Origin of the sequence: Nocardia sp. NPDC020380, assembly GCF_044386975.1 — a bacterium.
Taxonomy (GTDB): domain Bacteria; phylum Actinomycetota; class Actinomycetes; order Mycobacteriales; family Mycobacteriaceae; genus Nocardia.
Genome location: NZ_JBIRVQ010000028.1, coordinates 59,990 through 82,787, shown reverse-complemented (window position 1 = coordinate 82,787; position 22,798 = coordinate 59,990). Strand labels below are relative to the sequence as shown.

Sequence of the window (22,798 nt, the reverse complement as noted above, 5' to 3'; positions counted from 1 at the left end):
ACCTGCTCGCGCAGGGCGCCCAGCAGTTCGGCGGGGAGCGCCTCGCCGCCGGTGTGCAGGTGCCGGAACGAGCGCAGGGCATCGCCGTGGCCCTCCGCCAGCAGGGCGGCCAGCACCGACGGGACGTGCTCGGCAATGGTGACGCCGTGCTCGCGCATGCGATCGGCCAGATAGTTCAGATCCTGATGACCGCCCGGGCGCAGCAGGGCCAGCGGCGCGCCGGTGAGGGCAGGCAGGAAGCACTCCCACACCGAGACATCGAAGGCCAGCGGCGCGCGCTGCATGATGCGGTCGGCGGCCGTGACCTCGTAACGGTGCTCCAGCCAGCGCAATTGGTTCATGATCGCGCGATGGCTGGTGCCGACCCCCTTGGGCTTACCGGTCGAGCCCGAGGTGAACAGCACGTAGGCCAGGTTGTCCGGCCGCAGCGGCCGGACACGCTCGGCGTCGGTGATCGGCGCGGGGGAGAAACCAGCGAGGTCGAGATCGGCGACCACAAGGGTCCGGACGCCAGGTGCGCTCGGTGTGGCCACCGGCTCGCTCGCTGCTACCGCGTCGACGACCTCGACTGCCACAGCATCGACTATCTCGGCTGCCACAGCGGCGGCTATCTCGGCGGTCTTCGCGTCGGTTACGCCGTCCGCCACCGGGCCGGCCACGGCGGCCATCGCTCCATCGGACGCGCTGATCGAATCGGGCGCAGCGGTTTCCGTGAGTGCGGCGATCGAAGCCGGGAGGGTTGCGCCGCCTACTGCCAGGACCAAGCGGGCGTGGGAGGTTTCGAGGACGTGGGTGATGCGGTCTGCTGGGTGGTCGGGGTCGATGGGGACGTAGGCGGCGCCCGCGCTGATGACGGCGTAGAGGGCGATCATCATGTCGAGGCTGCGGACCGCGGTGAGGGCGATGATGTCGTCCGGGCCTACGCCCTCGCGGATCAGGAAGCGGGACAGGCGGTTCGAGCGGTCGGCCAGTTCGGACCAGGTGAGGGTGGCGCCGTCGAGTTCGATCGCCACGGCGTCGCCGGAGGCGGCGGCGCGGTGATCGAGCAGGTCGGCCAAGGTCTCCGAGGGCAGGGCGCGGACGGTGGCATTGCGGTCGGAGAACAGCCGGCCGCGTTCGGCCACCGACATGAGCTCCAGCTCGCCCACCACGGTGCGCGGGTCGGTGATCAGCGTGCGCAGCACCCGCTCGTACCAGCGCAGGAAGTCGGTGGCGGTATCGGCGTCGAAAAGGTCGGTGGCGTAGTGCAGGTGGACGTCGATGCCGGTGGGGACGCCGTCCTCGTAGTGATCGCTGAGGGTCCAGTCCTGATCGAACTGGATCGGCAGCACGCCCGCGTCCAGGCCGGTGATGGACAGCTCGCGCAGGTGGAAGTCCGGCTGCGCCAGGTTCTGCATGGTGAAGCCGACCTGGTACAGCGGCGAATACGACTGGGAGCGCACCGGATTCAGGGCGTCCACCAGCGTCTCGAACGGGACCGCGGAGTGGTCGAAGGCGGCCAGGTCGCTGTCGCGGACCTGCGCCATCACATCCGACAGGCGGGCACGCGCCGCGACCGGGGTGCGCAGCACCAGGGTGTTGACGAACATGCCGACCAGATCGTCCAGGGCCTGATCGCCACGACCCGCGATGGGGGTGCCGACCAGGATGTCATCGGTGCCCGACACTCGCGCCAGCAACACGGCCAGCGCGGCGTGCAGCACCATGAACGGGGTGGCGCGGTGCTCGTTCGCGAATTCCACCACGGCGGCGTGCAATTCGGCGTCCAGCACAGCCGTGCGGGCGTCCGCGCGGCCCGAGGCCACGGCGGGGCGCGGGCGATCGGTGGGCAGGGCCAGCAGATCCGGGGCGCCGGTCAGGCGGCGCTGCCAGTACCGCAGCTGCCGGGCCAGCACCGAGGACGCGTCGTCCGGCGTGCCCAGCGCATTCCGCTGCCAGATGGCGTAATCCGCGTACTGCACCGGCAGTGGCCGCCAGGTCGGGGCGACATTCGCGCAGCGGGACACGTACGCCTGCGCCAGATCCCGGGCCAGCGGGGCCAGCGACCAGCCGTCGGAGGCGATGTGGTGCACCACGATCAGCAGGACGTAGGTGTCGGGCTCATCGGTCACCTGGAGCAGCTGCGCGCGCAGCGGCACCTCGACGGTGACATCGAAGACCGTGTGCGCCAGGCCCACCGCCAGCATGGGCAGCTCGGCCGAGGCGACCGGCTTCGGCTCCAGATCGACCAGGCGGGTGCCGGCGGGCAGCACCAGCTGCCGTGCCACACCGTCCTGTTCGGGGTACAGGGTGCGGAGCGTCTCGTGGCGGTCGATCACATCGTCCACCGCGGTGCGCAGGGCTTCCACATTCAGCGCACCGGTCAGGCGCAACGCGAACGGCATGTTGTAGCCGCCCGCCTCGGTGTCGAAACGGTTGAGGAACCACATGCGCTGCTGCGAGATCGACAGCGGGACGAAATCGCCGCGCTCCTGCCGCGTCACCGGCGGCAGCGCCACCTTCTCCTCGGCGGCCAGCTCGGCCAGGCGGACCGCCAGGTCACGCACGGTCGACGCGTCGAAGATGGTGCGCAGCGGGATGGCGAGACCGGTGGCCTGGGACAGGCGCGCCACCAGCTGGGTGGCGATGAGCGAGTTGCCGCCGCGGATGAAGAAGTTGTCCTCCGCGCCGACCTGGTCGAGACCCAGCAGATCACCCATCACGGCGGCGACCAGGATCTCCGAATCGCCTGCGGGCGCGATGAATTCGTCGACCGGGGCGAGGACCGGGGCGGGCAGGGCCGCACGGTCCAGCTTGCCGTTGGGGGTCAGCGGCATGGCGGCGAGCACCACGAAGGCGCCCGGCACCATGTAGCCGGGTAGCTTCGCTGCGAGCCGCGCGGACAGGGCCTCGGTATCGATGACCTGTCCGGTGGCGGGCACCAGGTAGGCGGTGAGGATGTCGCCGGTCGAGACGGTGGCCAGCAGTACGGCGGCCTGCGCCACGGTGTCCTCGGCGGCCAGCGCCGCTTCGATCTCACCGAGCTCGATACGCAGTCCACGCAGCTTCACCTGGAAGTCGGTGCGGCCCAGGTACTCCAGCTCGCCTTCGGCGTTCCACTTGACCAGATCGCCGGTGCGGTACAGGCGCTCACCAGCCGCGAAGGGACTGGCCACGAAGCGATCCGCGGTCAGGCCCGGCCGGGCGGTGTAGCCGGTGGCCAGCTGCGCGCCGGCCAGATAGAGCTCGCCGGGCACGCCCGCCGGAACCGGCGCCAGACGCGAATCCAGCACGTACACGCGGGTATTGAATACCGGGCGGCCGATCGGCACCGTGCGAGTGTCCGCATCGGTGACGCGGTGGTAGGTGACGTCCACCGCCGCCTCGGTGGGGCCGTACAGATTGTGCAGCTCCGCGCCGGTCAGGGCGCGCAGGCGCTGCGCGGTCGCGGCGGCCAGCGCCTCCCCCGACGCGAAGATGGTGCGCGGAGCGGAATCCCGCTCCCCCGCGTGCTCGGTGAGTTCGGTGACATACAACTCCAGGGCGGAGGGCACGAAGTGCGCGACCGTGACGCCCTCGCGGGCGATCAGGCCCGCCAGGTAGGCCGGATCGCGGTGACCGTCCGGCCGTGCCACGACCAGGCGCGCGCCGATCTGCAAGGGCCAGAAGAACTCCCACACCGACACGTCGAAGGTGGCCGGAGTCTTCTGCAGCACCACATCCGCGGTGGTCAGGCGGTATTCGGCCTGCATCCACTCCAGCCGGTTCACGATCGCGGCGTGACCGACGGCCACACCCTTCGGCCGGCCGGTCGAGCCCGAGGTGAAGATGATGTACGCGGTGTGCGAGGAGTGCAGGGCGACCCGGCGATCGGCGTCGGTGAGCGGCGTGTCCGAATACTCTTCCAGCGCACCGCTCTTCACGAGCTCGTCGATACGCAGCTGCGGCACGCCGAAACCGTCCACACCCGCGGTGCCGAACGGGCTGTCCGTCCCGGACGTGAGAATGACCGCCGGAGCGGCAGTCTCGATGATGTAGCGGATGCGGTCGACCGGATGATCGAGATCCAGCGGCACGTAGGCGCCGCCCGCCGCCACCACCGCGTACATGCCGATCACCAGGTCCGGGCCGCGGCGCATGGCCAGCGCGACCGGCACGTCCGGGCCGACACCCTGCGCCACCAGGTGGCGGGCCAGCCGGTGCACGCGGGCGGCGAACTCGCCGTAGGTGAGGCTCTCGTCCTCGAAACACACGGCGGCCGTATCGGTTCCGGCCGCCACCTGCTCCTCGAAGCGGGTCAGCAGGGTGCGGGCCGGGTCCACCGCGACGGCGGTGTCGTTCCAGACCCGCAGCACGCGTTCGCGTTCCGCGGCCTCGAACAGGTCGATATCGCCGATCGGAGCGGTCGCGTCGAGGGCCACCGCGTGCAGCACCCGCTGCCAGCGCGCCACGAAGGAGGCGGCGGTGGCCGCGTCGAAGAGCTCGTCGGCGTAGCGCAGGGCTCCGCCCAGCGTCCCGTCCGCGCCGTCGTCGACCACCAGCTGCAGGTCGAAGCGCGCACCCGGATCGGTCAGTGGCACCGGCTGGATGGTCAGCGCTCCGCCTCCCCGCGCTTCCGGCAGCGCCAGTTCCCCGGTGTCGCCGTGGTTCTCGCCGAAGCTCAGCATGACCTGGAACAGCGGGTGACCGGTCTCGGTGCGATCCGTGACCAGCTCGTCCACGATCTGCTCGAAGGGCAGATCGGCATTGGCGAAGGCGGCCAGGTCGGTCTCGCGCACGCCGGCCAGCAGTTCGAGGAACGAGGCGCCGCCGTCCACCGCGGTGCGCAGCACCACGGTATTGACGAACATCCCGATGAGGCCGTCCAATTCGCGTTCACCGCGACCGCCGACCGGGGAGCCGATGGCGATATCGCCGGTGCCGGTGAGCCGGGCCAGCGCCGCGGCGAAGGCCGCGTGCACCACCATGAACAGACTCGCGCCGTGCTCGCGGGCCAGCGCCCGCAGTCCGGCCGACACCTCGGCGGGAACCGTGAAATCGATTGCGGCGCCGGTGTTCCGGGGCTCCGCTGGACGCGGGCGGTCCACCGGCAGCGGCAGCTGGGCCGGTGTACCGGCCAGCGTGTCCCGCCAGAAGCCGAGCTGCTGGTGCGCCAGATCGCCCGGGGTCTCGGCGGAGCCGAGGATCTCGCGCTGCCACAGCGCGTAATCGGCGTACTGGACCGGCAGCGGCTCCCAGGTGGGGGCCGCACCGGCGGTCCGCGCGTGGAAGGCCGTCATCAGGTCGGTGACCAGCGGGCGCAGCGACAGCGCGTCACCGGCGATGTGGTGCACGACCAGCACCAGCACGTACTCGTCGGCGTTCACCGGAGCGTCGGGGCCGCGGTCGACCACCAGTAGCGCGATGCGGGAAGGCAGTTCGCGGGTGACATCGAAGGACGCCTGGACCACGGCCGCGACGGCCGCCGTCACCTCGTCCTGCAGCACCGGCACCGGGGTCAGGCTCAGCCCGACCTCGGCGGCCTCCAGCAGCTGCTGGTAGGGACCGGAACCGTCGTCCGGGTACATGGTGCGCAGCGCCTCGTGGCGGGCCAGCACATCCAGTGCGGCCTCCTCGAGCGCGGTCACGTCCAACCGGCCGGACAGGCGCAGCACCAGCGGCAGGTTGTAGAGGCTCGGGCCATCCTGCTCGTTCTCCAGCCGGTTGAGGAACCACAGCCGCTGCTGCGCGGGCGAGAGCGGCACCCGCTCGGGACGCGGTCCCGCGACCAGCGCGGGACGCGGGGCGGCATCGGCCAGGCGGCCCACGGCCGCGGCGAAACCGGCCACGGTGGCGCCCTCGAACAGCATGCGGACCGGAATCCGCACGCCCAGTTCGGCGCCCGTGCGCGCGGTGATCTGGGTGGCCAGCAGCGAACTGCCGCCCAGCAGGAAGAAGTCGTCGTCCAGGCCCACGTGCTGAATGCCCAGCACCTCACCGAAGACGCGGGAGACCAGTCGCTGGGTGGCGTCCACCGGTGCGCGGAAACGCTTGGCGGCCAGCACCGGAACCGGCAGCGCGCCACGATCCAGCTTGCCGCTGGTACCCAGCGGGAACTCGGTCAGCTCGACCACCGTGGTGGGCACCATGTAGGGCGGCAGCAGGGCGGTCAGGCGATCCCGCACCGTGGTGGTGTCGAGTTCGCTGCCCGCCGTGCGGATCACGTACCCGGCCAGATAGTCGCCGGTGTCGGCGGTGATGAGCCGCACCGCCGCCCGACCCACCTCGGGCAGGGTCAGCAGGGCGCTCTCGATATCCGCGAGCTCGATGCGCTGACCGCGGAACTTGATCTGGAAGTCGATGCGGCCCAGGTAGGCCAGCTCGCCGTCCTGGGTCCACTTCACCAGGTCACCGGTGCGATACATGCGCGCGCCGGGGAAGCCGTAGGGATTGGCCACGAAGCGATCCGAGGTCAGATCGGCGCGGTCGTAGTAGCCGCGGGCCAGCTGCACGCCGGCCAGGTACAGCTCGCCGGGGACGCCGATCGGCGCGGGGCGCAGCCGCGAATCCAGCACGTAGACCTGGGTGTTCCACTCCGGCTCGCCCATGGGGACCGCGGGGGTGAACTCGTCGGCCTCGCGGTAGGTGACGGTGATGGCGGCCTCGGTGGGGCCGTACAGGTTGTGCAGAGTGGCATCGGAGACGGCGCGGAAGGCCACCACGGTCTCCACCGGGAATGCCTCACCGGCGACGAAAACGTCACGCAGCGAATCCAATTCGCCCGGCTCCGCGTGCGCGGCGAACACCGAGAGCATGGACGGGACGAAGTCGGTCAGCGTGACGCCGTGCGCGGCAACGGTTTCCGCCAGGTAACGGGCATCACGATGGCCGTCCGGGGACGCGAGCACCAGCGTCGCACCGACCCGCAGCGGCAGGAAGTAGCCCCACAGCGAGACATCGAAGGTGCTCGGCGTCTTCTGCAGATACACATCGGAACGGGCGATCCGGTATTCGGCCTGCATCCAGGCCATCTGATTGGCGATGGACCGGTGGCTGACGGCCACGCCCTTGGGGGTGCCGGTCGAGCCGGAGGTGAACAGCACGTACGCGGGATGCTCCGGATGCACGACGCCGCCGCGTTCGCGGTCACCGATCCGGGCCTCCGAATACCGGGACAGATCCACCTCGTCGAGGCGCAGCAGGGGTGCGGCATCGGTGTCGAAGGCATCCGCCGCGGTGGTCAGCACCAGCAGCGGGTGCGCGGTGCCCAGCACATTGGCGATGCGCTCGGCCGGATGCGCCGGATCGATGGGCACGTAGGCCGCGCCGGCGCGCAGCACGGCGTACATGGCGATCACCAGTTCCACCGACCGCGACATGGCCAGCACCACCAGCGATTCCGCTCCGGCGCCACGCTCGATCAGCAGGCGGGCCAGGCGATTGGCCTGCTCCGACAGCTCCGCGTAGGTCAGGGAGCGGTCGCCCGCGATCACGGCGGTCGCGGTGGGGGTGCGCTGCACCTGGGCGTCGAAGCCGGCGTGCAGCAGGGTGTCGGCGACCTTCGCGCCGGTGGCGTTCCAGCTGTCGATCACGTAGTCGCGCTCGCCCAGATCGAGCAGCTCGATATCGCCCACCGGGCGGTCGGCGTCGGCCGTGGCGGCGGTCAGCAGGCGCAGGAACTTGGCCGCGAACTCCCGGACGGTGTGCTCGTCGAAGAGATCGGTGGCATAGGTGAATTCGACGCGGTAGCTCGAATCCTGTTCGAGCACGGTGAGATTCAGGTCGAACTTGGCGAAGGCCTGGTCGAAGTCCACCGGGGTGGCAGCCATGCCCGGCAGCGACGGGATGGTCGCACCCAGGTTCTGCATGAACAGCGCCACCTGGAACAGCGGGTGCCGGTTGCGGGCACGCACCGGGTTGAGCACCTCCACCAGGCGCTCGAACGGAACGTCGCGATGCGCGAAGGCCCGCAGGTCACGGTCGCGGGCATGGCCGACCAGATCGGCGAAGGACTGCCCGGCGCGGACGTCGGTGCGCAGCACCAGGGTGTTGACGAACATGCCGATCAGGTCGTCGAGGGCCGCCTCACCACGACCGGCGACCGGGGTGCCGATGGCGATATCGGTGGTGCCGGACAGCCGGGCCAGCAGCGCGGCCAGCGCGGCGTGCAGCACCATGAACGGCGTGGCCTGGCAGCGGGCCGCCACCGCGTCGACGGCGGCGCGCAGCTCGGCGGGGATGATCTCCTCGAAGGTGGCGCCGCGGTAGCTCGACTCCGCCGGGCGGGGACGATCGGCGGGCAGATCCAGCTGGGCCGGGAGATCATCGAGTTCCGTTGTCCAGAAAGCGATCTCGCGGGCAGCACGGGATTCCGGATCCTGCTCGTCGCCGAGCAGTTCCCGCTGCCACAGCGCGTAGTCGGCGTACTGCACGGCCAGCGGCGGCCAGCCGGGAGCCACGCCCGCCTGACGGGAGGCGTAGGCCACCACCAGATCGCGCAGCAGCGGGTTGAGCGAGAAGCCGTCCGCCGCAATGTGATGGACGACCAGCACCAGCGCGTGATCATCGGCGCCCAGGCTGAGTAACCGGAGCCGCAGCGGCACTCCGGCGGCCACGTCGAAGCCACGCCCGGCCTCCGCATACACGGTGGCGAGCAGCGCCTGCTCCTCGATTTCCACCGGGGTCAGGTCGAATTCGACGGCCTCGCCGATCACCTGGACCGGTCCGGCGGGCGTCTGCGGGTAGTGGGTGCGCAGGATCTCGTGGCGGTCGACCAGATCGGTGACTGCGGCGGACAGGGCCGCGATTTCGAGCGCGCCACGCAGGCGCAGCGCGGCCACCACATTGTCGACGGCGGACGCATCGTAACCGTCCGCGGCAGCGCCGGATTCGGACTGCGCCAGCTGGTTGAGGAACCACATGCGCTGCTGCGCGGGCGAGAGCGGCAGGGCATCCGGGCGCGGACCGGCCACCAGCGCCGGTGCGGAACCCGCTGCGGCAGGCGAATTCTCGGCCAGCAGGGCGAGGGCGGACACGGTCGGGCGGTCGAAGAAGTCACGGACGTCCACGGCCGCGCCCAGCGAATCCCGCATGCGGGCGATGGCGCGGGTCGCGACGAGCGAGTTACCGCCCAGGCCGAAGAAGTCGTCGTCGGCGCCGACGCGTTCGACGCCGAGCAGCTCGGCGAAGATCGCCGCGACCGCCTCCTCGGCGGGGGTGGCCGGGGCCCGGTAGGCGCCGGACAGGTCGGCGAACACCGGTGCGGGCAGGGCACGCCGGTCCAGCTTGCCGTGCACGGTCAGCGGCATCTCCACCATCGGCATGAGCACCGAGGGCACCATGTAGGCGGGCACGTGCGCGCGGACACCGGAAAGCACGGCGGCGGGGTCGATTTCGGCGCCGCGCTCGGGCACGGCATAGGCGACCAGCGCCTGCTCGCCGCCCGCGCGGGTGTGCATGAGGACGGCGGCCTGCGCCACGGTGTCATCGCGCAGCAGGGCGGCCTCGATCTCCCCCAGCTCGATGCGCTGACCGCGCAACTTCACCTGGAAGTCGCTGCGGCCCAGGTATTCCAGCTCGGCCGGGGCGCCGTCGACGCCGGGGACCCAGCGCACCAGGTCACCGGTGCGGTACATGCGATCCCCGGAGGGGCCGTCGGCATTGGCCACGAAGCGTTCCGCGCTCAGGCCGGGCCGGCCGTAATAGCCGCGGGCCAGCTGCATGCCGACCAGGTACAGCTCGCCCACCACGCCCATCGGGACCGGGCGCAGATCCTCGTCCAGCACCAGCAGGTCGACATCGTCGCCCGGGATGCCCAGCGGCACCGAGCCGACATCGGCGGCCGTGACCTCGTGCGTGGTCACCAGCACGATGGCCTCGGTCGGGCCGTACATGTTGTAGAGGGTCGCGCCGGTGACGCTGCGGAAGCCCGCCGCCACCGCCGGCTGCAGGGCCTCGCCACCCACCGAGACGAAACGCAGCGAATCGGTGACGCCTTCGGGATCCTGCGCGGCCTCGGCCACCAGCACCGCCAGCACGGACGGCACGAAAAAGGCGACGGTGATCTGGGATTCGCGCATGACGCGCAACAGGTACGCGGGATCGCGGTGACCGTCCGGCGTGGTCACCACCAGGCGGCCGCCGGTCTGCAGGGTCCAGAAGATCTCCCACACCGACGCGTCGAAGGTGATCGGCGTCTTGAACAGCATGGCGTCCGCGGGCGACAGCGGATGCAGGCGCTGCTCGGACCGGAACAGGGTCTGGATGGCGCGGTGCGTGATCGCCACACCCTTGGGCCGTCCGGTCGAACCGGAGGTGAAGAGCACGCAGGCCAGGTTGTCGGCCACCGGCTGCGGATCCTCCACCGGGGAGCCGACCTGACTCGGGTCGGCGGTGAATTCGCCCGTGGTGCGCTCGAATTCGTCGACGCGCAGCACCGGCACGGTCAGCTCGGCCGCCGGCTGATCGGCGGTGGTGGTGAGCAGCAGGGCCGGCGTCGACACCTCGAGCACGTAGGCGATGCGCTCGGCCGGATGGTCCGGATCGATCGGCAGGTAGGCGCCGCCCGCCTCCAGCACGGCGTACATGCCGACCAGCAACTCCACCGAGCGCCGCGCCGCCACACCCACCAGCACGTCCGGGCCGACCCCCAGCACCCGCAGGTGCCGCGCCAGCACCGTGATCCGCGCGGCGAATTCGGCGTAGGTCAGGCGGATATCGCCGCACTCGATCGCCACCGCGTCCGGGGTCTCGTCCACCTGCCGGCGGAACTCGGTGGTCAGCGTCTCGACCGGAGCCAGATTCGGTTCCAGCACTTCGGCGGCCACCGTGACCGCGTCGTCGACCAGCGCCTCCAGCACCGTGGTCAGCTCACCCTCCGCGCCGTCCATGAGCGCGGGCAGCTGACCGGACACCACCACCTGCACCAGCGCCTCGGGCTCCAGCGCGCCGCCCATGGCCTCGGCGAGCATGGCGAGCTCGCCCGCCAGCACGCCGTAGGAGACGGTGTCACCCTCGTAGCGCAGCGCGGACCGCTCCGGATCCAGCTCCGCCACGGTCGCGATCAGATCGGGCAGATCCCCCACTCCGTAGGCTCGGCGCAACACCGAGACACGGCCGGTGCGGCTGGTAGCGATCGACTCTGCGTAGTGCATCAGAGGATTCCTTCCGACGAGCTTTCCGAGCGGAGAATCAGTTCCTGCGCCTGCGTTTTCAGCATGCTCAGGACCTGGCTGAGACCGGCCCCGCCGAGGGCCTTGAGGATGCCGGGCACCAGTCCGGCCAATGCGACGTTCACCAGGGCTTCCGGCTTGGCCGCCGCGCCCATGGCACGGGCGCTGGCGCCGATCTTGTCGGCGAGGGCCCGGTAGGTGACGGTGTGGTCGCCGTGGGTGAGCGCGACCGCCTCGGGGGCCAGTGCGGCGGCCGTGGCGATCAGCGTGGGCAGATCCGCTTGTTGTTCGATCGTATTCGATTGTGGCACAACATTATTCGATTTTCCGGCAGAAGATTCGGGACGACCGGCAGTGGCCCGGTTGTTCCGCTCGGCGGTGGTGCGGATGTCGATGGCGCGCACGGGTGCGGCCGGATCCGCCAGCACGGCGTCCACCACCAGCAGCAGGCGCTGCGCCAGCAGGCGCACCGTGTCCGCGCCGAAAATATCGGTGGCATAACCGAACCGGAGGTTCAGGCCCGCCGGGCGGCCGGCCTCGTCACGCTTCTCGACGACGGTGAGCTGCAGGTCGAACTTGGCTTCCCCGAGATCGGCGTCCAGCGGCTCGACCGTCATACCGGGCAGGGTCACGGCGCCCGCGGAGATGTTCTGGAAGGCGAACATCACCTGGAACAGCGGGGTGACCGAGCTGGAGCGGGCCCGGCCGGTGGCGGCCGACACCGCGTCCACCACCTGCTCGAAGGGCACATCGGCGTGCGCGAAGGCGGTGAGATCACGATCGCGCACCTGCCGCAGCAGGTCCTGGAAGGACAGCTTGCCGTCCACCAGGGTGCGCAGCACCACGGTATTGACGAACATGCCGACCAGATCGTCCAGCGCGCGCTCGCCGCGACCCGCGACCGGGACGCCGATCGAGATATCGCGCTGGCCCGACAGTTTCGCCAGCAGCACCGCGAAACAGGCGTGCACGACACCGAACAGCGTGGCGCCGTGCTCCCGCGCCAGCACGGTCAGCCGATCGGTGGCCTCGCCGTCCAGCTCGATATCGACACTGGCGCCCCGCATATCGCGCCGGGCGGGCCGCGGGCGATCGGTGGGCAGCGTCAATTGCTGGGGGGCGGTGGACAATTCGTCGACCCAGAAGCGCAGTTGCTGCGAGATCAGGCTCTCCGGATCGGCATCGGAGCCGAGCAGCTCGCGCTGCCAGATCGCGAAATCGCCGTACTGGACCTCCAGCGGCGCCCAGCCGGGCGCCTGCGCGCCGAGCCGGGAAGTGTAGGCCAGCACCAGATCCCGGGTCATGGGCAGCACCGAGTAGCCGTCGGCGCTGATGTGGTGCACCACCACGACCAGCACGTGCTCCTGCGGCGCCAGCTCGAACAGTCGCATGCGGACCGGCGGGGCGGCCGTCACATCGAAACCGGCCGTGACGATCTCGGCCAGGCGGGCGGGCAGCTCGTGCTGCGTCACCGGGGCCGGGGTGAGCCGGGCGTTCAGCTCGTCGAGACCCAGCACCAGCTGCACCGGTTCGCCGTCCTTCTCCGGGTAGCGGGTGCGCAGGATCTCGTGCCGGTCCAGCACATCCCGCACCGCGGCCTCCAACGCGGACAGATCCAGCGCGCCGGTCAGGCGGATGGCGGCGGGCACGTTGTAGGCGCCCGACTCCGGATGCAGGCGATTGAGCACCCACATGCGCTGCTGCGCCAGGGACACCGGCGCCGGATCGGTACCGGCACGCCGGACCAGGGCCGGACGCAGATCCGCGGACTCCGCGGTGGTCAGCCACCGCGCCAGCTCGCCGGCGCTCGGCGCCTCGAAGATCGCGGCCACCGGCACCCGCAGGCCCAGATCCGAACCCAGCCGCGCGGCCAGGCGGGTCGCCATGAGCGAATTACCGCCCAGGGCAAAGAAATCGGAATCCAGGCCGATCGATGCGGCCGCCGCTCCCTCCGCACCGAAGTCGGCGCCCACAGCGCCGAAATGCTCGGCAGCGGCAATGGTGCCGACGCCGGCCACTCCAGCGGCGCCGACTACGCCAGCGGTGCCGATTACTTCGGCGAAGGCCGCTACGACCGCGCGCTCGAGATCGGTCTCGGGCGCGCGATAGGCAGCCGTGGCGAAGATCGGCTCCGGGAGGCGGGTCCGGTCCACCTTGCCATTGGCGTTGAGGGGCAAGGCTTCCAGCACCGTGATGGACGCCGGGACCATGTACTTGGGCAGGGCGGCCGTCAGGGCCGTGCGGAGGGCCGCCGAAACCTGGTCGCGGCCTTCGACGGTGGCGTCCGGGACGGCCACGTAGGCGACCAGGCGGGCGCCCGCATCGGCGGTGGCGTGTGCCACCGCTACCGCCGCGGTCACGCTGGGCTGGCGACGCAGTGCGGTCTCGACCTCGCCGAGTTCGATGCGGAAGCCGCCGATCTTCACCTGGAAGTCGGCGCGCTCGACGTATTCGAGGGTGCCGTCGGCGAGCCAGCGGACGATATCGCCGGTGCGGTACATGCGGCCGGGACCGTACGGGTCGGCGACGAACCGATCGGCGGTCAGGGCGGCGCGGCCGTGGTAGCCGCGGGCCAGCTGGGCGCCGGAGAGGTACAGCTCGCCGGGCACGCCGACCGGGACCGGCTGCAGGCGGGCATCGAGCACGTACACGCGGCTGTTCCAGGCGGGAGCGCCGATGGGCACGGCCCGCGGATGCGGTTCGCGCACCGCGAAGGAGGTGATGGACACCGCCGCCTCGGTGGGGCCGTACAGGTTGAACAGCTGGGCGCCGGCCGCGCTGCGGTCGAGGAACTGCGCGGCGGTCGCCGCGGGCAGCGCCTCGCCGATGGCCAGTACCGCGCGCACCGACGCGGGCAGTTCACCACCCGTGAGCAGCATGCCCAGCAATGACGGCACCGGATGCAGCACCGTGACGCCGCGCGCCTCGATCAGCGCGCGCAGCCGATCCGGATCACGCTCGTCGCCGGGGGCGGTCACCACCAGGCTGCCGCCGCTGGTCAGCGGCGACCAGAACTCCCACACCGAGAGATCGAAGGTGGCGGGGGTCTTGAGCAGGGCCCGATCGGTGGCGCCCAGCGCGAAAGTGTCCTGCAGCCAGTGCAACTGGTTGACGATGGCGGCGTGCGGGACCGTCACGCCCTTGGGGCGACCGGTGGAACCCGAGGTGAAGATGACGTAGGCCGGATGCTGATCGAGCAGCGGGCGGATGCGATCCGCGTCGGTGATCGGGCCGGGCGAGAACACCGCGAGGTCGAGGCGGTCCACCTCCAGCACCGGCGCATCGGACGCGAAGGGGGCGCCGTCGGCGGAGGTGGTGAGCACCACTGCCGGACGGGCGGTTTCGACAATGTAGGCGATGCGGTCGGCCGGGTGATCCGGATCGATCGGCACGTACGCGCCGCCCGCCTTCACCACCGCGTACATGGCCACCACCAGCTCGAGGCCGCGGCGCATGGCCAGCACCACCCCGGTCTCCGGGCCCACGCCGGCGAAGACCAGACGACGGGCCAGGCGGTTGACTCGCGCATCGAATTCCGCGTAGGTGAGGGAGGTTTCACCCGACGCGTCCAGCAGAGCGAGCGCCTGCGGGGCGCGGGCCACCTGCGCGTCGACCAGGTCGGCGAGGGTGGCGGGGACGAGCTGACGCTCGGTGTCGTTCCAGTCGCCGAGGATCCGGCTCCGCAGTTCCGCGCCCAGCAGATCGATATCGCCGACCACCGATTCCGGTTCCGCCGCAACGGTGTCCAGCAGCAGGGACAAGGCGTCGAGCACCTGCCGCGCGGTGGCCTCGGTGAACAGATCGGTGGCGTAGCCGAGGGTGAGATCCACGCCCGCGGGCGCGCCCGACTCGGTGTATCGATCGGTGGCGAACAGGTGCAGATCGAACTGCGCGATGTGATTGTCGAATTCGAGCTCGGACACGGTCAGGTCCGGTAGTCGTAGTTCGGCGTGCTCGTAGTTCTGGAAGGACAGGCCCACCTGGAACAACGGGTGCCGGGCCTGCGAACGCACCGGATTCAGCACCTCGACCAGGCGCTCGAACGGCACATCCGCATGCGAGAAGGCGGCGATGTCACCGGCCCGCACCCGCGCCAGCAGCGCGGTGAACGGCTCGTCGGCGGCCACCCGGGTACGCAGCGCCAGGGTGTTGACGAACATGCCGATCACATCGTCCAGGGCGGTATCGCCACGACCGGCGATCGGAGTGCCGACCGCGATATCGGCGGTACCCGACAGCCGCGACAGCAACGCGCTGAACGCGGCGTGCACCACCATGAACAGGGTCGCGCCGCGGCCACGGCCCAGTTCGATCAGCCGCGCGTGGAGATCGGTGTCCACCTGCCGGTGAATCTGCCTGCCGCGCAGGCTCTGCCGTGCCGGACGCGGGTGATCGGCGGGCAGGTCCAGCTGATCGGGCAGTCCGGCCAGGGTCTCGCGCCAAAAGGCGAGCTGCTGGGCGGCCACCGAGGTGTCGTCGTCCTCCGCGCCGAGCAGCGCGTGCTGCCACAGGGCGTAATCCGCGTACTGCACCGCCAGCGGCGTCCATGCCGGGGCGGCGCCGTTCATCCGGGCCGCGTAGGCCAGCATGAGGTCGCGCACGAACGGCACCACCGAGGAGCCGTCCGCCGAAATATGGTGCAGCACACCGGCGAGCACGTGCTCGCCCGTGAACTCACCGGCGGCGTCCACGACCTTCAGCAGCTCCACCCGGATCGGGACCTGGGCGGTCACATCGAAGGTGGTGGTGAGGATCTCGGGGACCCGCACCGCCAGTTCGGCTTCCGTCACCGCGAGCGGCTCGAGGCCCGGGAAGGCCTGGGCGAGCGGCAGAATCACCTGCGCCGCGCCCTGGGCGGTCTCCGGGTAGACGGTGCGCAGCGTCTCGTGCCGCTCCAGCACATCGCCGAACGCGGCGGCCAGCGCGGCCGCGTCCAGCGCACCGGACAGCCGCAGCGCGATCGGCAGGTTGTAGGCCGTCGACTCCCGGTCGAAGCGGTTGATGAACCACATGCGCTGCTGCGCGGGCGAGAGCGGCAGCAGGTCCGGGCGCTCCCCCGCCATCAGTGCGGGCCGTTGCGCCGCACCGGATTCCGCGGCCAGCCGGGCGGCCAGGCCGCCCACCGTCGGATCCTCGAACAGCAGCCGCACGCCGACCGTGGTGTCCAGCGCCGCGCCGAGGCGCGCCACCGCCTTGGCCGCCAGCAGCGAACTGCCGCCCAAGCCGAAGAAGTCGTCATCCGCGCCGACCCGCTCGACCCCGAGCAGTTCGGCGTACACGCCGGCCACCAGTTCCTCGGTGACCGTGCTCGGGCGGCGGTAGGCCGCGCTCTCGAACACCGGCTCCGGCAGCGCCCGGCGATCCAGCTTGCCGTTGACCGTGAACGGGATCTCGTCGATCACCACGAACGCGGCGGGCACCATGTACGGGGCCAGCCGGCCGGCGAGCGCCGACTTGACCGCCGCCACATCCAGATTCGCGTCGGCCGACACCAGGTAGGCGACCAGCTGATCACCGCGCACCGGATGCGAGTACAGCAACACCACCGCGCGCCGCACCTGCGGCTGCTCCGCCAGCGCCGACTCGATCTCGCCCAGCTCGATACGGTAACCACGCAACTTGACCTGGAAGTCGTTGCGGCCCAGGCACTGCATGGACCCGGCCGCCGTCCAGCGCATGAGATCGCCGGTGCGGTACATGAGTTCACCCGGCGCCCACGGGCACGCCACGAAACGCCCCGCCGACAGACCGGCCTGGCCGCGATAGCCGCGCGCCACCTGCGGACCGCCCACGTACAACTCGCCGATGGTGCCCACCGGCACCGGGCGCAGCCGCTCGTCCAGCACCCACTCGTACACGCCCGCGAACGGCGGGCCGATGTGCAGGTCGTCAGTGACGGAGAAGGGATTCGCCGCCTGCGTCACACACGTGGTCTCGGTCGGCCCGTACACGTTCACGAAGGAACGACCGGCCGCCGCCCAGCGGCGCGCCAGCTCCAGCGGGCACGGCTCCCCGCCCACGATCGCCACCCGCACCGACGGGGTATCCAGGGGATCCACCGTGCCGAGCGCGGACGGGGTCATGAAGGCATGCGTAACCCCGTGCGCCCGAAGGATTTCGGTGAGTTCCGCGCCCATGGTGGCGTGCGGCGGCGCGATCACCAGCGTCGCGGCCGCGTCGATCGCCATGGCCAGCTCGCCCACCGAGATGTCGAACGCGGGCGAGGCCACGTGCAGCACCCGGGCTTCCGGCGTGAGGAAGAAATGCTCGGTCTGCCCGGCCGCGAAGGACGGCAGCCCCTTGTGGGTGACCATGACGCCCTTCGGCATACCGGTCGAACCCGAGGTGTAGATGACATAGGCGACGTGCCCGGGACGCAGCGGGCGCACCCGGTCCGCATCCGTCACCGCGTCCGCGGCGAATACCGCTACGGCAGCATCGAACTCGGCGTCGTCGAGGACCAGCCAGTCCACCGAATCGGGCAGGCCCGGGCGAGCCGCGGCCACGGTCAGGCCGAAACGCGCACCCGAATCCGACACCATGCGCTCGATACGGTCGGCCGGATAGGCCGGATCCACCGGCGCCCAACCGGCACCCGACTTGGTGATCGCCCAGGTCGCCAGCACCGATTCCAGCGAACGCGGCATGCCGAGCGCCACCAGCTCCTCGGCGCCGACGCCACGCTCGATCAGCAGCCGCGCCAAGCGATTCGACCGCGCGTCCAGCTCGCGATAGGTGATCTCGCGGGCGCCGTCGACGACCGCCACCCGATCCGGTTGCGCCGCCACCGCGGCCGCCAGCAGGTCCGGCAGCACCGCGCCGGTCTCGACCGGGCCACCGGAACGGGCGGTCAGATCGGCATATTCGGTTTCGGACAGGAAGGGCAGCGCATCGACCACGGCCGACGGGTCGGCGGTGACGGCGGCGAGCACGCGCGCGAAGCGCTCGGCGAGCACATCGATGGTGCGGGAATCGAAGAGATCCTCGGCGAATTCGAATTCTGCGAGAATCCCCGCCGGTGCCGGACCTTCCCCGGGACCGGCACCGACGAAGCTTTCGGTGACCGCGACCGAAAGGTCGAATTTGGTCACTCCGGTATCCAGCGTACCCGTCGTGGCAAGCAATCCGGGCAGTTCGACACTGATATCACCGACGGCGGTGAAGGACAGGGCCACCTGGAAGAGCGGATGCCGGGCCTGCGAGCGCGGCGGGTTCAGGGCCTCGACCAGCTGCTCGAATGGCACCTCGGCGTGCGCGAATGCCGCCAGATCGACCTCGCGAACCTGCCGCATCAGCTCGCGGAAGGCGCGCGTGCCGTCGATCCCGGTACGCAGCGGCAGCGTGTTCACGAACATGCCGATCAGGTCATCGAGTTCGCGCGCGCCGCGGCCGCCCACCGGCGTGCCGATCACGATGTCGGACTCACCGGACATGCGCGACAACAGGGCCGCCAGCGCGGCGTGCACCAGCATGAAGGTCGAAACACCTTCGGCGCGGGCCGTTTCGACAATCCGGGCGTGCAGGTCCGCCGGCAGCTCGAGGGTGCGCTTACCGCCGCGACCGCTGGCCACCACGGGGCGCGGGCGATCGGAAGGCAGCTCCAGCACGTCCGGGGCGCCCGCGAGGGTCTGCCGCCAGAAGTCGAGCTGGCGGGCCAGCAGCGACTCCGGATCGGTGGCCTCGCCCAGGCGATCCCGCTGCCAGAGTGTGTAATCGGCGTACTGCACCGGCAGCGCCGGCCAGGCCGGAGTGGCGCCCGCGGCGCGCGCGCCGTAGGCGAGCAGCAGGTCCCGGGCCAGGATGGGCAGCGAAAGACCGTCGGCCGCAATGTGGTGCAGCACCATGGCCAGCGCGTAGCTGTCCTCCACCGGCGACGACGCCGAATTCGGACCGCTCGGTACGTAATTCGGGACGACATCGGCATCCAGCACCGTGAAAACCCCCGCCCGGAACGGGATCTCCCGCTCCAGATCGAAACCCGCACCCGCCAACCGGGCCAGCTCGGCCTCCAGCTCGGCGCCCGCACCCACCACCTCGTGCGCCACCAGCTCCGCCGGGCCGGGCAGCTCGGCGACCGGCAGCACCCGCTGCACGGCCAGACCGTCCGCGGCCACCGGGAACACCGTGCGCAACGCCTCGTGCCGGGTCAGCACATCGACGACCGCGGCCCGCAAGGCCGCCAGATCCGCCGTGCCACGCAGACGCACCACGAACGGCATGTTGTAGGCCGCGACCGTGGTATCGAAACGATTCAGGAACCAGATGCGCTGCTGCGCCGGCGACAACGGCACCAGCGCCGGACGATCCGCACCCAGCCGCGGCAGCAACGGCAACGCCGCCGAACCCGCGTCCTCGTCCAGGAACTGGGCCTCGATGACCTCGGCCAGCTCGGCCACATTGGTGGCCGCGAACATCTCCCGCACCGTCAACCGGCACCCGAGCTCGGCATTCAACCGCGCCGCCACCTGGGTCGCGATCAGGCTGTTGCCACCGAGCGCGAAGAAATCATCCGAACGCCCGACCCGCTCGGCGCCCAGCGTCTCAGCGAAGACGCGCGCCACAGCACGCTCCACCACCGACACCGGCGCCGTGTACACGGCCGCCACCCGCACCGGCTCGGGCAGCGCGGCGCGATCCAGCTTGCCGGAAGCATTGACCGGCAACGCGTCCAGCACCACATAGGCGCTGGGCACCATGTACGCCGGCAAGGCCCGCGCCGCCACGGCCCGCACCCGCGTCTCCTCCAGCGGGGCCGCGGCCACCACATAGGCGACCAGCTGATCGTCACGGACGATCACCACGGCCCGCGAAACCTCGTCCAATTCACTGAGAACGGCCTCGATCTCACCGAGCTCGATACGCAGACCACGCAGTTTCACCTGGAAATCGCTGCGGCCCAGGTACTCCAGCTCACCGTCGGCGGTCCAGCACACCAGATCGCCCGTGCGATACATCAGATTGCCCGCGCCGGGCGAGAACGGATCGGCCACGAAACGCTCGGCCGTCAGACCGGGTCGCGCAACGTAGCCCCGGGCGAGCTGAACCCCCGACAGATACAGCTCGCCCGGAGTACCCACCGGAACCGGTCGCAGCCGTGCGTCGAGCACGTACAACCGGGTGTTGAACACCGGCGCGCCGATCGGCACGAACACGGTGTCCGTGGCCGACACCTCGTGGAAGGTGACGTCGACCGCGGCTTCGGTCGGGCCGTACAGATTGTGCAGCCTCGTACCCGTCACCGCGCGCAAGCGCTGCGCGGCCCGCGCGGGCAACGCCTCACCCGAGGCGAACACATGCCGCAGCGAGCTGTGTTCAATCTGCCTCCGCTTCGCTCCGGCGGGTTCGCGGCCCTGCGAGTCTCGTTCTTCCCTCCTCCGCTCCTCCGCTTCGCTCCCCCGCTCCGTCGGTCCAGAACGAGACGGGCCGCGAACCACATGTGCGCTGTCACTGCCGGCAGTGGTTTCGAGATCCGCCAGGAAGATCTCCAGCATGGACGGTACGAAATGCGCGACCGTCACGCCGTACTCGGCGATCACCGCACGCAGCGCGGCCGGATCACGATGACCGTCCGGCTGCGCCAGCACCAGCGTGGCGCCGATCTGCAACGGCCAGAAGAACTCCCACACCGAGACATCGAAGGTGGCCGGCGTCTTCTGCAACACCACATCCGACGGCCGCAAACCGTACGCCTGCTGCATCCAGACCAGGCGATTGACGATGGCGGCATGACTCACCGCCACACCCTTGGGACGCCCGGTGGAACCGGAGGTGAAGATGACATACGCGGTATTCGCCGGGCGCAGCGCGGCCACCCGCTCGGCGTCCGCGATCGGCGCGCCCGAGTACGACTCCAGGTTCAGTTCGTCCAGGCAGAGCACCGCGGAGCCGCTCTCCGGACGCTCCGCCGAAATGCTCAGAATCAGTGCCGGAGCGGCCGTTTCGAGAATGTGCGCGGTGCGGTCGGCCGGGTTGTCCGGATCCACCGGGACATAGGCCGCGCCCGCGGCCTGCGCCGCGTACATGGCGACCACCAGCTCCGGCGAACGGCGCAGATGCAGGGCGACCAGCGACTCCGGGCCGACACCCAGCGAAATCAGGTGCCGGGCAAGCTTGTTCACCCGCTCGGCGAAGGTCGCGTAATCCAGATCGCGGTCCGGCGCACCGGCGAAACGCACGGCGACGGCCTGCGGCGTCCGCGCGGCCTGCGCATCGAACATCGACACCAGGGTCGCGGCGGCGTCCACCGGATAGGCGGTCTCGTTCCAGAAGCGCAGCACCACATCGCGTTCCAGCTCGGTGCTGACCTCCACGCGCCCCAGCGGAGTGGCCGGATCCAGGTCCGCCAGCCGCTCCAGGAAACGCAGGAAACGCGCGTGATGACGGGAGATCTCGCCCGCCGTGTACAGGTTCGGGTTCACCTCGAGATCGAGATGCACGCGATCGTTCTCGCCGTAGAAGACATTGAGGCTCATGTCCTCGATCGGGCCGGTCGACATCAGGCGCAGCTGCCCGGTGACGTCACCGAACTGCAGCTGCGAGTGGAACAGCATGATGTTGACCATCGGGCCGAACAGGGCGCGCGAGGCCGGGCTGCCCTGGTTCTCGGCATCGCGGCGGATGTCCTCGTGCCGGTAGCGCTGATGACGCAGCGCGCCGGAGACCTCCACCCGGGTGGCGGTCAGCAGCTCACCCCAGGTGGTGTCCGGCCGCACCGGCATGCGCAGCGGCACGATATTCGACAGCATGCCCGTGGAACGGCGCATGACCGCGGTGGTGCGGGCCGTCACCGGGAGGCTCAGCACCGCCTCGTCCTTACCGGTCAGCCGCGCCAGATAGGCGGCGAAGGCGGCCAGGATGACCACCGGCAGGCCGGAATCCTGCTGCGCGCCAAGGTCTTCCATCCGCTGCTGCAGATCGGCGGGCAGCGCCCGGCCGAAGACCAGATTGCCGGCGCTGCGGGGCGCGGTCCGGCTGTTGAGGGAGGTGACAGCGTCCAGGCCGCGCGTGCGCTCGGCCCAATGCTCGCGGTCGGCCACGAAACGTGTGCTGTCGCGGTAGGCCAGCTCGTTCTCGACCAGCTCGCGCAGGTCGCCGACCTTCAGGTTCTCCGGCTCGACGCCGCGCTGAATCGCGGTGTAGCGCTTCGCCATCCACTGCATGACGTTCATCGCCGCGTAGCCGTCGCCGACGATGTGATGGGCGCGGATGAACCAGAAGAAACGCTGATCGGCGATCCGGATGATGGTGGGCGCGAACAGCAGGTCGGTCAGCAGATTCACCGGGCGGACCAGCTCGGCGCGCATCCATTCGTGCGCCGCCGCAATGGGATCCGGCGCCGAGCGCAGATCGAGGAAGGTGGAGGGGTCCTCGGTGGCGGACAGGTCGAGGTACTGGCGCGGCTGCCCGTCGATCTCGGTGAAGCGCAGCTGGGAGGTGCGCCAGATCGGCACCATCTCGCGGCCGATGCGCGCGATCAGTTCGAGATCCCAATCGCCCTGGATATCGACGTACTGCGCCATATTGACCGGCACGTCCGGCTCCAGCAGCTGAGCGAACCAGACGCCCACCTGCGCGGGACCGAGCGGAAACGGTGTGGATCCCCCGACCGGCGAGTCTTCCGACCGCGAAACGTCGCGCGACTCGAAACCACCCAACTCCGTACCCTGCAC

2 protein-coding genes (1 of these 2 only partly in view) are annotated in these 22,798 nt (G+C 70.5%); both read right to left on the bottom strand.

The annotated features are described in order from the left end of the window. Positions 1-11,111: the 5' portion of a non-ribosomal peptide synthase/polyketide synthase gene (locus ACH438_RS44795; RefSeq protein ID WP_397017151.1), read on the bottom strand. Its footprint begins 8,272 nt before the window's first position; only the first 11,111 of its 19,383 coding nucleotides appear in the window; it begins with the start codon at positions 11,109-11,111; its stop codon lies off the left edge, out of view. Then, positions 11,111-22,798 carry an amino acid adenylation domain-containing protein gene (locus ACH438_RS44790; RefSeq protein ID WP_397017149.1) on the bottom strand — a complete coding sequence of 3,896 codons (11,688 nt, stop codon included), beginning with the start codon at positions 22,796-22,798 and terminating at the stop codon, positions 11,111-11,113. Before ACH438_RS44790 ends, ACH438_RS44795 begins: the two co-directional genes overlap by 1 nt.